This is a genomic window from Bradyrhizobium sp. sBnM-33 (assembly GCF_032917945.1).
Lineage (GTDB): Bacteria > Pseudomonadota > Alphaproteobacteria > Rhizobiales > Xanthobacteraceae > Bradyrhizobium.
The window spans coordinates 6,771,367-6,784,399 of record NZ_CP136624.1 but is presented as its reverse complement, the minus strand read 5'-3'; the positions used below and the strand labels follow the sequence as shown (position 1 = coordinate 6,784,399).

Sequence of the window (13,033 nt, the reverse complement as noted above, 5' to 3'; positions counted from 1 at the left end):
GACCTCCTAGAAGGGCCGCAACCGACCGACCCGAGGAAACGACTGATTGCATGACCGCGCCGCGCAAATCGCCTTCCGGTCAGGAGGGTTTCTTCTGGAAAACCAAGACGTTGGAGGAGATGTCCAGCGCCGAATGGGAAAGCCTGTGCGACGGTTGCGCGCGCTGCTGCCTGGAAAAGCTCGAAGACGAGGATACCGGGAAAATCTACTTTACCCATGTTTCCTGCAAGCTGCTCGATTCCGGCCTGTGCACGTGCAAGGACTACCAGAACCGTTCCGACAAGGTTCCGGATTGCGTCCGCCTAACACCCGAGAATGTCCGCAGCCTGACCTGGCTTCCGCCGAGCTGCGGCTACAAGCTGGTCGCCGAGGGACGCGATCTCTATTGGTGGCATCCGCTGATCTCGGGCGATCCCAACACCGTGCATGAGGCCGGCGTTTCGGTGCGCGGGCGGGTCCAGGGCACCGAGGACGAGATCCCCGATGAAGAGCTAGAGGACCACATCGTGCAATGGCCGGCCATGTTGCCGAAGCGGGCGCGGCTCAAGAAGCGGCCGAAGGTCTGAACGCAAGCCCTTTTCCGATCACGGAAACGCGACGACCTGCTTGCGGGATGCTCCTATGCGTGGAGGGTGCTGCCGCGAAGGGAAACGGCCCTCTATGGTGCCTCGCATATGGCGATTCCATCTCGGCGGCGTTGGCCGCGCAGAACAATATTGCGTTCGACATGAACCAGCACCAGCGGCACGGCCGTGAGCCTGCCGACCAGACGACATTGCCTGACGATATCGGCGGCGAACTCTCGCGCATCACGACAGAGGTCATCGAGATCAGCGATGCGCCGCCGATTGCGCCGCCCGCGCCGCTGACCCCGGACGAGGTCCGCACCATCCTGATGAGCCTGCTGCTGACGATGTTCCTGGCGGCGCTCGACCAGACCATCGTGGCGACGGCGCTGCCGACCATCGGCCGCCAGTTCAACGACGTCAGCAACCTGTCCTGGGTCATCACCGCCTATCTCCTGGCTTCGACCGCGGTCGCACCCGTGTTCGGCACGCTGAGTGACATCTACGGCCGCCGCGTCATGATCACGGTTTCGCTTGCCCTGTTCACGGTCGGCTCGATTCTTTGCGCGGTGGCGCCCAACATGCCGGTATTGATCGTTGCGCGCGGCCTGCAGGGGCTTGGCGGCGGCGGCATCATGCCGGTCGTGCAGACCGTGATCTCCGACGTGGTCAGCCCACGCGAGCGCGGCAAGTATCAGGCCTATTTCAGCGGCGTCTGGATGGCGGCTGGACTGATGGGCCCTGTGCTCGGCGGCGTGTTCGCCGAGCATCTGCACTGGTCGATGATCTTCTGGATCAACGTGCCGCTTGCGGTCGGCGCGCTGTTTCTGCTGCTGCCGAAGATGGGCAAGATCCCGGTGTTCCACCGCCGCCGCAAAGTCGACTGGCTCGGCGGTGTGCTGCTGATGGCGTCTGCGGTCGTGGTCATGCTGGTGCTCACCTGGGGCGGCAACCGTTATGCCTGGCTGTCGCCCGCCATCATGGCGATGATCGGCGCCTCTGTGGCGCTGGCGCTCGCCTTTGTCTGGCACGCGCGCAATGCCGAAGAGCCGTTCCTGCCGTTGCCGCTCCTTGGTGGGACGGTAGCGCCATACGCCATGGTGGCGGGTGCCTGCGCGCTTGGCGCCATCACCGGGCTGACCGTGCATCTGCCGCTGTATTACGAGGTCGTCTATCATCTGACCGCGAGCGAAGCCGGGCTGGCGCTGATTCCGCTCGCCGCGATCTCCACCTGTGGTGCCGCGATCGCCGGACGGACCATGGCGCGCGCCAAGCACTACAAGCGCGTGGCCATCGCAGGCACTTCGGCGGCGGCGATCTTCGGTATGGTGCTGACCGTGACAGTGCTGCCGCTGTGGGGCTTGTTGATCGTCCTGTCGCTGTTCGCGCTCGGGCTCGGCACGACGTTTCCGGTCAGCGTGGTCTCACTGCAGAACTCGGTGGCACGCCCGCAGATCGGCACCGTCACGGGCGCGATGAATTTCTTCCGCGCGCTGATGTCGTCGTTCACGGTCGCGGCATTCAGTGCGATCCTGTTGATGGCGCTGGGGGCGGGAATATCGCTCGGCGAACATCGCGGCCCAGCGAACGCGATCCCCGTCGCCGACATGATCACCGCATTCCGTTATGTGTTCGGCGCCGCCGCCGCGCTCTTGGCCTGCGCTGCGCTTTGCATCATCGCGATGGAGGAGCGGCCGCTGGCCGGCCCCTCGACACCGGCGGAGATGGCAGAATAACGGGAGGGATCCCTCAGGTCCCCGGCCTTGAAACCTCGGTCTCCTTGCTGGTGATGAATTCCAGCAGCACCGGCACGCCTTCCTGCGTCTTCTGGATACCGCGCTTGATGGCGGGGATGATGTCTTCCGGTTTCGTCACCCGCTCGCCATAGCCGCCGAAGGCGCGCGCCATCGCGGCGTAGTCGCCGGAAATGTCGGTGGAACGGTATTTCTCGGTCGAGATCGGCATCACCTTCAGTTCGATCGCCATGGAAAAATTGTTCAGCAGGATCGACATGATCGGGATGCGTTCGCGCACCGCGGTCTCGAAATCCATGCCGGTGAAGCCGATCGCGGCATCGCCCCAGACATTGATGCAGAGCTTGTCGGGTTTTGCCAGCTTGGCGCCCATCGCAAGGCCAAGGCCGTAGCCGAGCTGTGTGGTCTTGCCCCAGCCGATATAGGACAAAGGCTCGACCGATTTCCAGAACGGCGAGAGCTGGTCGCGCGGGCTGCCGGCGTCGTGAGTGATGATGGTGTTGTTGATGTCGACGGTGTGCTGCAGGTCCCACAAAACGCGATAGGGGTTCAGCGGCGCGTCGTTATGTGTCAGCTTCGGCATCCATTTCGCCAGCCATTCCTTGTGGGAAGCAGCGATCCCGGCGGCGACCGCGGTTGCATCCCGATCGGACGTAACGGTCTTGCCGATCTCGTCCAGCAAGGCATCGAGAACCAGGGCGGCATCGCCGACCAGACCGACCTTGGCTTCGACATCCTTGTTGAGATGGTTCGGGTCGAGCGTCGAATGAATGATGGTCTTGCCCTTCGGCATGGCGATGCCAAACGAGGTCTCGGTGAACGAGCAGCCGATCCCGAAGATCACGTCGGCGTCGCCCAAAAATTTCGGCACCGCGCGCGGCACGGCAAGACCGCCCGAACCCAGCGATAGCGGATGCGTCTCCGCAAACGAGGACTTGCCGCCAAGGCTGGTCGTGACGGGAATGGCGAGGCGCTCGGCCAGCCGTCTGAGCTGCGGCCAGGCCTTTGCGTAATGCACGCCCTGGCCGGCATAGATCACCGGACGCTTCGCTGCGACGAGGAGGGCCGCGGCTTCCTTTACATGCACGGGATCCGCACCGTAGCGGGTGCGCAGCACCGGTGTGTAGTTCAAAGGTTCCGGCACTTCCTCGTTCCACATATCGGCGGGGATTTCGACGATCACCGGTCCGCCGCGGCCGTTCTTCAATTTGGTAAAGGCTCTGCGGAAAATGTTGCAGACTTCCGCCGCGATGTTGATCGGCTCGGACGATTTCGAGAACGCCTTCATCGCCTGGCTGGAATTGAAGTTCGGATCGATATTGGCGAGTCGTCGCGCATAGCCCATCGGCAGCACCAGCACGGGGACGGACTCGCCGTAACATTGCGCCACACCGCCCATCGCGTTCTCGGCGCCGGGCCCGTGCTGCATGCAGAACGCACCGATTGAGCGGCCGGAGGTGACGCGCGAGATGGCGTCCGCCATATGCACGCCGATGCGCTCCTGCCGCACCATCACCGGGCGGATATCGGCATTGGCGGCATATTCGATGAGATGATTGACCGGATAGCCGCAGAGGATTTCGATTCCCTCCCGCTTCATGATTTCCGCAATGGCGGCGCCGAGCTTCATGACGGTCTTCTCCCCTCGATACAGGCCGGTTTGGTCCAGCCGATTTGCGACAGTTGGACAGGATTTTCCGACTCGGTAAAGCGCGGATGCGCGTACGTTGGGAAGTGCTGATATGCGTTTTTCCGCTCAAGCCAAAAGATGAGGCAAGCGGGGAGAATATTCTTGCTGTGAGCGCCCGAGCTTGAGCGAAAGTGGATCGTTTTGACTCTGCTTCGACGCTGCTGCGTTGCGAAAAAATCACAGCCGCCGGCCAACCGAAGCGGCTTCACGGTCTTGTCATTCTCACTGGAGATTTTTGCACTAGGTGTGTGCGCATGCATTTGCATGAAACGCGGGGCATCGCGGGACACAACTTGCAGAAGTCGCGGGGCATCGCGAACAGGAGACTGTAATAATGAAAACGGCGCGGACTTTAATTCTCAGCTCGGCGGCAGGGCTGATCGCCTTGGGCGGGGCACAGGCGGCTGACCTTCCTGTCAAGGCCAAGGCGGTCGAATATGTCAGGATCTGCTCGCTTTACGGCGCGGGCTTCTTCTACATCCCGGGCACCGACACCTGCATCAAGATCGGCGGTTATCTGCGTGCGGACGTCACTTTCAATGGCGGGGCGCACGGCACCCCGGCCTGGAACGGCGACCTCGGCCAGCAAAACCGCTATCGCGATTCCTTTGTCGCCCGCTCCCGTATGGCGCTGACGATCGATACCCGTACCGCGACCGAGTACGGTGTGGTCCGCACCTTCGGCCAGGGCGACTTCCAGTTCAACAATGTCGGTGGCGGCAGCGTCAATCCGACTCTGCCATTCAGTGCGAATTCGCTGTCGACCGCCGGCGGCGGCTATGTCGCGGTCGAATACGTCTTCATTCAGTTCGCCGGTTTCACCTTCGGTAAGTCCGCCTCGGCCTATGCCACGCCGTGGCAAGGTTTCCCGGGCAATATCAACTCCAACTTGCTCGGCGGCCAAAATACCGACACCGGCGTCAACAACATTCAGTATACTGCCGAGTTCGGAAATGGCGTGTCAGCCTCGATCGGTCTCGACGACCCCATCGTGTGGGATCGCACCGCTGTCTACAACCTGAGCATCCCCTCGGCGATCGGCGCCAACGGAACCGGATCGAACGCCTATGCCGGCGTGCACGCGCCCGACATCGTCGGCAGAATCCGGGTGGATCAGGCCTGGGGTCTGTTCCAGCTTTCGGCTGCCGCGCATGAAGTGAGCGGTTCGTACAACACGCTGGGCGCCGGCGCCGCGCCGACCGGGCTTTCCGAAATCAGCGGCCACCCCGAGAGCAAGTGGGGCGGCGCGGTGATGGCGGCGTTGCAGATCAAGAACCTTCCGACCGGTGCCGGCGACGACATCAAGATCGACGCATCTTACGCCAAGGGCGCCACCAAGTATGTCATCTCCACGAGCGGCTCCTCGCCGAACTTTGCGATGTTCGGCGATAGCGGCTTCGGCTACCAGAGCGTTGGCTTCGGCGCGACCACCGACGGCGTCTATTTCCCGGGCGCGGCCGGTACCGGCGGTATCGTCCTGACGACGGCCTGGGGTGTCCGCGGCGCGTTCAATCACAACTGGAATCCGAACTGGTCGACCGCCCTGTTCGGCAGCTATTCCGCCGTGAGGTATGACGGCGGAGCCGACGACAACCTGGTGGGTGCGGGGACCACGACGGCCAAGGGCGCTTATTGCAACGCCTTTGCGGCCAGCCATCCGGGTCAGACCGGTGTTGCCTCCGCGGCTGGCACCTACAGCTGCAACCCCGACTTCAACGTCTCGCAGCTCGGCGTCGTGACCCGCTGGACCCCGGTCAAGAACCTGACATTCTCGGGCGAAGTCCAATGGTTCCACCTCGATCAGAAGATGTCGGGCTCGTCGGTGTTCACGGCAACCGCTCCGAAGCCGAACGCGCTTTACGAGTTCAAGGATCAGGACACCGTCCTGCTCCAGTTCCGCGCCCAGCGTAACTTCTAAGAACGAAGCCTCGGACCGGGCCCATTGCCCGGTCCGTTGTTCAAACACCGCGGCGGGCGGGGTGGCTACCTCGCTCCGCTGCGGCGGCTGAACATCGCCGCAATCAGGTCGAGTATCTGATCCAAGATAGGGTAGTTCGCGGCCGTGGAGATGTCGGCAACGCGCTGCTCCTCGGTCTCATCGTGCAACAGACCGATGTAATTCCTTCCCGGTTCGCGCTTCTGCGCAATCATGTGCGCTCACTCCGCAAGACGCCGATCGGGCGAGGGTGGCCGGTCGGCACACAATCGATGGTAAATTTTCCGTACCGTAGGAATCCGGGGCGGGATTCCTCGTCAGCCTTAATCAATCGTTCATTCTGTTCGGCAAGGCCTCTTCAACCGTTCCGACCTAGAGTTTAAGCAATATGGCGCGGGAGAATTTCGGGGAGCGTCGACAGGAGTTTGTCCATGCGTCGATTACTGGAACGATTTGTCGACGATGAAAGCGGTGCTACCGCCATCGAATATTGCCTGATTGCGGCCGGCATCAGCATCGTGATCGTCACCGCCGTCAACGGCGTCGGCAGCATGCTCAGCACCAAATTCACCGACGTCAGCACCTCGCTCAAATAGCGGGAAGCCCGCACAGACATCACGCTGGAGCTGTTGTTTGGGCCGCTGTTGATGACTTGGGGTCCGCCAATCCTGACCTATGTCCAGCAAAATCCGTGGCGCGTGTTCGCCGTGATATTGGTCGCAGCCCTGCCGATCGATTGGATGGTCAACGACCGGTCGTCTGGCAATTGCGATGGCGGGTTGGACTTTGGCAGCGGGGACGGGGATGGTGGCGGGGATTGAAACCGGCGCTATTTGCCGTTCCCGTCCGCATTGAGAGCCCGCATCATCGCGATTCGCGCAAACATCAGCCAGCCGCCGCCGGTCTCCGCCGCGTTGATCAGATTCTCGACCGCGATCTGCCAGTGCGCCTCGTGCTGCACATTTTCCGGCAATGCCATGACATGGTCGGCGGCCTGCTGCAGCGTCACGAGCCTGCCTCCGCCGCGAAGCGTTATCGGATCGTCGAACGGCGTCGACCAGGGCATCGCGGCTGGATGCTATCGCGCTCCTTGCCCGATCATCCGGCCTTCTTGGTGCGGGCGGCGGTGCGCACCGGCTTCTCCGCCTTTTTCGGAGCTTCCTTCGGCGCTTCCTTAGCGGCGCGCTTGCCGTTGCCGCTGATTGGCAACAGCATTTCACGCTGGCCAGCAGCAGCCTTGCGCGGCTTCTTGCCTTTGGATTTCTCTTGGGCTTTCTCCTGCGCCCTGGCAGGGGCGGCTTCCTTTTCGCTGGCGAGGCTGCGCTTGAGCGCGTCCATAAGGTTGATGACGTTGCCGGTGGTTTTCGGCGCCGCCTTGGTCTTGGTTGTCAGGCCGTTGCGCTTCTGGTTGATCAGGTCGATCAGCGCCTGCTCGTAGCGGTCCTCGAACTGTTCGGGCTCGAATGAGGCGGACTTCTGCTCGACAATATGCTTTGCCAAATCAAGCATATCCTTGGTGATCTTCACGTCCTGGATGTCTTCGAAATAGTCCTTCTCGCTACGGACCTCGTAAGGGTAGCGCAGCAGCGTTCCCATCAATCCCTTGTCAAGCGGCTCCAGCGCGATGATGTGTTCGCGGTTGGTCAGCACCACGCGGCCGATCGCGACCTTGTCCATGCTGCGGATGGTTTCGCGGATCACCGCAAACGCATCGTGGCCGACCTTGCCGTCCGGCACCAGATAATAGGGACGGATCAGATAGCGGCCGTCGATATCGGATTTCGGAACGAATTCGTCGATCTCAATGGTGCGGGTCGATTCCAGCGCGATGTCGTCAAGCTCGTCCTTCGACACTTCGATGTAGGTGTCGGTGTCGATCTTGTACCCCTTCATAATGTCTTCGTTGGCGACTTCCTCGCCGGTCTCGGCGTCGACCTTGGCGTATTTGATGCGGTGGCCGGTCTTGCGGTTGATCTGGTTGAACGAGACCTTCTCGGTGTCCGAGGTCGCCGGATAGAGGGCGACAGGACAGGTCACGAGCGACAGGCGCAGAAAACCCTTCCAATTGGCGCGGGGGGCCATGGGGATACTCCGAAAACGCAACAGACGGCCGGCAAGAATACCATCGGATGTCCCTCTCTCAAACATGCCGGGCTACGGAATCTAGCAACGGCGTTAACCGTCGAGCGGGCCGGCTCGGCGGCGCGCCTGCGACCTTTTGAACATGGCGGCCGCGCGACACGGCCCAAACGCCCGGAACATCACTTTCGATCATGCGTTGCTTTCCCAGGCGGTGTCGGAGCATTCGCTGACATTACAGGCACTTACTCGAAGAGGTCCCCATGGCAACGAAACGACATGGCCAGATCGTCGAAACCCCGACCGAGGCGCGCCAAGCTGAACCCGGTCCGTCCGTCCTTGCACTCCTGACGGTATCGACCGGGCTCGCGATTTTGATCCTTGGCATCGTCTGGTTCGTATTCTTCCGCACGTAAGAGACTGACCGAGCCTGCGCGGTGTTTACCCGCGCTGCCGGGAAGGGGGTCCCACCGTTCGGGAGCCGTTGCCGTATGCCGGGCCCCCTTGGGGTATCCAATCGGGCATGTTAGGCGTTTGGTTTGCGGGCGCGCCCGGCCCGCGGAAAGCGTCATGACGAAAAAGTCACACTGCCCGGTGTGCCTCGTTCATGGCCCGTTCACCCCGCTGAGCCTCATCATGAGAACTGATATTGTAGGGCTCACTATTGGAGGCCAGCTTGCGCCTGCTTGTCGTTGAGGACGATCCGGATCTCAACCGTCAGCTTACGACGGCTTTGACGGATGCCGGTTATGTGGTTGATCGCGCGTTCGACGGCGAGGAGGGGCACTATCTGGGCGACAGCGAGCCCTATGACGCCGTCGTGCTCGACATCGGGCTGCCGAAGATGGACGGCATCTCGGTCCTGGAGGCCTGGCGCCGCAACGGCCGCGCCATGCCAGTCCTGATCCTCACCGCGCGCGACCGCTGGAGCGACAAGGTGCAGGGTTTTGATGCCGGCGCCGACGACTATGTCGCAAAGCCGTTTCACCTCGAAGAAGTGCTGGCGCGCATTCGCGCGCTGCTGCGCCGCTCCACCGGCCATGCCCAGTCGGAACTGACCTGCGGCCCGGTCTCGCTGGATACCCGCACCGGGCGGGTCAGCGTCTCAGGCAATCCGGTCAAGATGACCTCGCACGAGTACCGGCTGCTGGCCTATCTGATGCATCACACCGGGCGCGTGGTGTCGCGCACCGAACTGGTCGAGCATCTCTACGACCAGGACTTCGACCGCGACTCCAATACCATCGAGGTGTTCGTCGGCCGCATCCGCAAGAAGCTCGATGTCGATATCATCCAGACCGTGCGTGGGCTCGGCTATCTCTTGACGCCGCCGTCACCGGGCGCCTGATGAGCCTTGCTCTTTTATTCGAGCATGATCTTATCCGAAGGCCGGTCTCCATCCGCAGGATTGGAGCCTGGGGATACGCTTTTCGGGATCTTGTTCTGATGCGCGGAAGTTCGCTCGCCACGCGGTTGTTCCTGTCGGCGACCGCGTGGGTGGTCGTGATCCTGGTCATCACCGGCGTGATCCTGTCATCGGTCTACCGGAACGCGACCGAGCGCGCCTTCGACCGCCGCCTCAACCTCTACCTCCGCACCCTGATCGCCGAAGTCGCAACGCCGGACGAGCCGCCTGAGCACCAGTTCCAGTCGCTCGGCGAACCGCTGTTCGAGCTGCCCTTGTCCGGCTGGTACTGGCAGATCGTCCGGACCGACGAGAAGGCCGAAACAAAGGCCTCGCGTTCGCTGTGGGACAAGAAGCTGCCGAAGCTCGAGGATATCGGCGCGGAGTTGACCCCGGCCGGAATCCGTCTCGGCTACGTCGACGGTCCAGAGGGCCAGGATCTGAGGGTGGTCGAGCGGCCGGTCGACCTCGGCGCCGACGGCAAGTTTCTGGTCAGCGTGGCCGGCGACGCATCCGAGATTTTCGACGAAATCCGCGCCTTCGATTATTACCTCGGCGGCACCTTCGCAGCGCTCGGGATCGTGCTGCTCCTGACCACGATCTTCCAGGTCCGCTTCGGGCTGGCGCCGCTCAAGCGCATTTCGGAGTCGATCGCCGACATCCGCTCCGGACGCGCCGAACGGCTTGAGGGCCAATTTCCGGTCGAGATCGCGCCGCTGGCGCGCGAGACCAACGCCCTGATCGACGCCAACCGCGAGATCGTCGAGCGCGCCCGCACCCATGTCGGCAACCTTGCCCATGCCATCAAGACGCCGCTGTCCGTGATCGTCAACGAGGCCTCCGCCCACACGGTGGATCCCTTTGCGAGCAAGGTTTTGGAGCAGGCTTTTGTGATGCGGGATCAGGTAGCGCATCACCTCGAGCGCGCTCGTATCGCCGCGCGCGTCACCATCGTCGGCACCGTCACCGAGGTTGCGCCCGCCATCGAGGCGCTGCGGCGGACCATGGAAAAAATCCACCGGGATCGCGGCGTCACGATCGTGGTCAAGGCGGACCCGCGGGCAAAGTTCCGCGGCGAGCGCCAGGATCTTGAGGAGATGGCCGGCAATCTGGTCGATAATGCCTGCAAATGGGCGGCCTCGCAGGTATTCATCGAGGTGCGCGCGGAATCGCCGGCGGTATCAGGCACCGGGCCGCGGTTGCGCATCATTGTCGATGACGATGGCCGCGGATTGTCCGCTGCCGAGCGCGCGCAGGTGTCCCGGCGCGGCCAGCGCCTGGACGAATCCAAGCCGGGCTCCGGGCTTGGGCTTTCGATCGTGGTCGATCTCGCCGCCCTCTATGGCGGTAGCCTCGTCCTGGGCGATGCCCCGATCGGCGGGCTGCGGGCAGAGCTGGTGTTGCCGGGGATATGAACGCCTTATCGGGCCGAATTACCTGGGATTGAAGCGGTGCTATCCGGCACTGCCCGGGGCGATTTCGTTATTCCTAAACGGCTTCTTAACGCGCACACTTCTAAAATCGGCGGTGGACGCGCTTTGCCGTCCGCGTGACACAAACATATCCACACCAGGCGAATGAGCCAGACATCGACAGAGCGGCTGAGGGACTATCTCGCCCAGCTCCCGCCTCAATCGCAGGCGCTGCTGATGCGGGAGTTCGAGCGCGCCATCGAGCGCGGGGAAGACCTCGCCGTCGCCAATTTCGTGCTCGAGCAGTTGCGCAAAGTCGTGCGTGGGACCGAGGAAGACGACGAGGCGCGTCCGCGGACGGACGATCCGGCGCGGCTGTTGTACGGTCCGCTCGAGCCGTTTCTCGTCGAGGGCAATTTTCCGGTGCGCGCCGGGCAGATCCGACGCGCGTCGCTGCTGCCGGTCTGGCAATGGCTGGGCCGCGACGGCGCGCCCGAAGCCGTGCGTGCATTCGAAACGACACTCAACGAGATCAGGCTGAGCGGCTCCACCGCAGGTCTCGAAGCCGCGACCCGCAAATTCCAACTCGCCGCAGCCGAGGCGATCGTCAAGATCGCCACTCCGGTGCAGGGCGAGGACAGGCATCGTGCGCTCTCGCGCATTGGCTCGCCGAATGTCGTCGAGGATTTATTATCGATCGGCGCGGTGCTGCGGGCCCGTGAGGCGATGGAGACGCTCGGCAGCCGGCTTCCCGGCCAGATTCGGGCGCTGACGCCCTCCCAGCTCGACACCGTGACGTCGGCGCTCAACGTGCCCTCGTTGCAGACGCCGCAATTGCTGCCGTTCGCGCTGGCGCTAATCATGCAGCGATTGGCGGCGCCGTGGCAGATCATCCGTCTCGCGGTCAAGATGGCGGCCTCCGACGACGAGATTCGCGTGGCAGCCACGCCCTATGGCATCGCCGTCACGATCGCGCTGCACGATCTCTCGTTCCTTACCGCCTGCCTGCGCACGGACATCAGGCGCGGCCATTTCGATAATGTCGGCGACCAATTGAAAATCCTGCACGATGGCGTGCGGGGCTTGCGCACCGAGCTCGATTTGCGCAACGATTCCGCGTGGGGCCGCCAGCTTACGTCGATCCGGGCCGATATTTCCAATTCGCTGCGGTCGGAGATCGAGAGCGTGCCCGGCCGGGTCCGCCGCATCCTGCGTCAGCGTGCCGACAAGGATATCGCTTCGGCGCCGAAGATCGATGCCGCGGAGGTCGAAGAGATCGCCGCCCTGATCGACTTCGTGGCGGTGTGCCGCACCTATGCCAGCGAACTCGCCATCAACGAAGTCACCCTGCGGACCTATTCCGACCTGCAGCATTACGTCGAGCATTCCACCGAGAGCCTGGTGCAGGCGCTGCGCGGCGCCGACACCAGGGCGCGCGCCTACCGGCAAATGCAGGCCAAGGCGGCGATCCGCTTCTGCGAAATCCTGTTCGGCCATGACTATGCGTCGCTGATGAGTAGAGCCGCCGAAAATGCCGTGACCGGCAAGCGTAAATCGACCAGGGCAGGCTAGCGCCGGTCTCGATTCTATCGCGTCATGCCTTGCGTCGATCCTTGGCATTGCGAAGAAATTCGGCGAAGGCCTTCAGCGTCACATCGGAAACATGATGTTCGATGCCCTCGGCATCAGCCTCCGCGGCTTCCTGCGGGACGCCCAGCGCCAGCAAGACGTCGACCACCAGACGGTGACGGGCGCGGACGCGCTTGGCGAGGGTCTCACCCTTTTCGGTCAGGAACACCCCGCGATAGGGGCGGGCCGTAACCAGGTCTTCGCGCTTCAACCGCGCAATGGTGTCGATCGCCGTCGGATGCGACACGCCCAGCCTGCGCGCGATGTCGGTCGGGCGCGCCTCGCCGGTCGTTCCGAGCAGATCAGAGATCAATTCGACATAGTCTTCCAGAACAGCGGTCGATCGCGCCGATCGTGCCTTTCCGAAGCGGCGCGCCTGCGTTTGTTCCGCGGGCAGCGGCTGCATCGGCTTGGCCCGATTTGTCGAGGGCTTACGCACCACTGCACCTTCCAGGCGAATCCATTCAGACGAGGCGCGACCATGGCGTGCTGCCGACCACATTGCAAGTTGGCGCTTGTCGCCGATCTGCAACAGGCGGAGCGTCTGGCATTTGCGAGTCAT

13 protein-coding genes are annotated in these 13,033 nt (G+C 62.9%); 8 read left to right on the top strand and 5 right to left on the bottom strand.

The features are described 5' to 3' along the window. Positions 1-50 precede the first annotated feature (50 nt). Both RX328_RS32045 and RX328_RS32040 read left to right on the top strand, forming a co-directional pair. Positions 51-566, top strand: coding sequence for a YcgN family cysteine cluster protein (locus tag RX328_RS32045; protein ID WP_213251766.1), 516 nt, complete (start codon positions 51-53; stop codon positions 564-566). Between the two features lie 161 nt (positions 567-727). Beyond that, entirely contained in the window at positions 728-2,302 is a 1,575-nt protein-coding gene (locus RX328_RS32040) for an MDR family MFS transporter (protein ID WP_213251834.1), read from the top strand. 13 nt (positions 2,303-2,315) lie between these two features. Here RX328_RS32040 and RX328_RS32035 read toward each other — a convergent pair whose 3' ends face one another. Further along, entirely contained in the window at positions 2,316-3,950 is a 1,635-nt protein-coding gene (locus RX328_RS32035) for a thiamine pyrophosphate-requiring protein (RefSeq protein WP_213251767.1), read from the bottom strand. Positions 3,951-4,344: 394 nt separating this feature from the next. Here RX328_RS32035 and RX328_RS32030 point away from each other — a divergent pair, with 394 nt between their 5' ends. Beyond that, positions 4,345-5,928, top strand: a complete 1,584-nt coding sequence (locus RX328_RS32030) for a porin (RefSeq protein ID WP_213251768.1) — start codon at positions 4,345-4,347, stop codon at positions 5,926-5,928. A gap of 65 nt (positions 5,929-5,993) precedes the next feature. Here RX328_RS32030 and RX328_RS32025 read toward each other — a convergent pair whose 3' ends face one another. Then, positions 5,994-6,161 (bottom strand): hypothetical protein, encoded by a 168-nt coding sequence (locus RX328_RS32025; RefSeq protein WP_213251769.1) that lies wholly within the window; start codon positions 6,159-6,161, stop codon positions 5,994-5,996. A 216-nt stretch (positions 6,162-6,377) separates the two neighbouring features. Between RX328_RS32025 and RX328_RS32020 the strand changes: the two genes are divergently transcribed. Continuing rightward, entirely contained in the window at positions 6,378-6,542 is a 165-nt protein-coding gene (locus tag RX328_RS32020) for a Flp family type IVb pilin (RefSeq protein WP_213251770.1), read from the top strand. 233 nt (positions 6,543-6,775) lie between these two features. On the opposite strand, the gene RX328_RS32015 is transcribed toward RX328_RS32020, so the two are convergent. Together RX328_RS32015 and RX328_RS32010 are read right to left on the bottom strand one after the other, a co-directional pair. Further along, positions 6,776-7,012: a hypothetical protein gene (locus RX328_RS32015; protein WP_213251771.1), complete on the bottom strand. Its 237-nt coding sequence runs from the start codon at positions 7,010-7,012 to the stop codon at positions 6,776-6,778. 32 nt (positions 7,013-7,044) lie between these two features. Next, positions 7,045-8,028 (bottom strand): Ku protein, encoded by a 984-nt coding sequence (locus RX328_RS32010; protein ID WP_213251772.1) that lies wholly within the window; start codon positions 8,026-8,028, stop codon positions 7,045-7,047. A 260-nt stretch (positions 8,029-8,288) separates the two neighbouring features. Here RX328_RS32010 and RX328_RS32005 point away from each other — a divergent pair, with 260 nt between their 5' ends. The 4 genes from RX328_RS32005 to RX328_RS31990 all read left to right on the top strand — a co-directional run bounded on the left by RX328_RS32005 (position 8,289) and on the right by RX328_RS31990 (position 12,414). Continuing rightward, positions 8,289-8,441 (top strand): hypothetical protein, encoded by a 153-nt coding sequence (locus RX328_RS32005; RefSeq protein ID WP_213251773.1) that lies wholly within the window; start codon positions 8,289-8,291, stop codon positions 8,439-8,441. A gap of 260 nt (positions 8,442-8,701) precedes the next feature. Beyond that, the gene (locus RX328_RS32000) at positions 8,702-9,373 is read left to right on the top strand and encodes a response regulator transcription factor (protein WP_028348898.1); all 672 of its coding nucleotides are present in this window, start codon (positions 8,702-8,704) and stop codon (positions 9,371-9,373) included. A gap of 98 nt (positions 9,374-9,471) precedes the next feature. Continuing rightward, positions 9,472-10,845 carry a sensor histidine kinase gene (locus RX328_RS31995; RefSeq protein ID WP_213251774.1) on the top strand — a complete coding sequence of 458 codons (1,374 nt, stop codon included), beginning with the start codon at positions 9,472-9,474 and terminating at the stop codon, positions 10,843-10,845. Positions 10,846-11,007: 162 nt separating this feature from the next. Continuing rightward, entirely contained in the window at positions 11,008-12,414 is a 1,407-nt protein-coding gene (locus RX328_RS31990; protein WP_213251775.1) for a hypothetical protein, read from the top strand. A gap of 22 nt (positions 12,415-12,436) precedes the next feature. On the opposite strand, the gene mntR is transcribed toward RX328_RS31990, so the two are convergent. After that, entirely contained in the window at positions 12,437-12,877 is a 441-nt protein-coding gene (gene mntR / locus RX328_RS31985; protein WP_247513973.1) for a manganese-binding transcriptional regulator MntR, read from the bottom strand. Between the last annotated feature and the right edge of the window lie 156 nt (positions 12,878-13,033).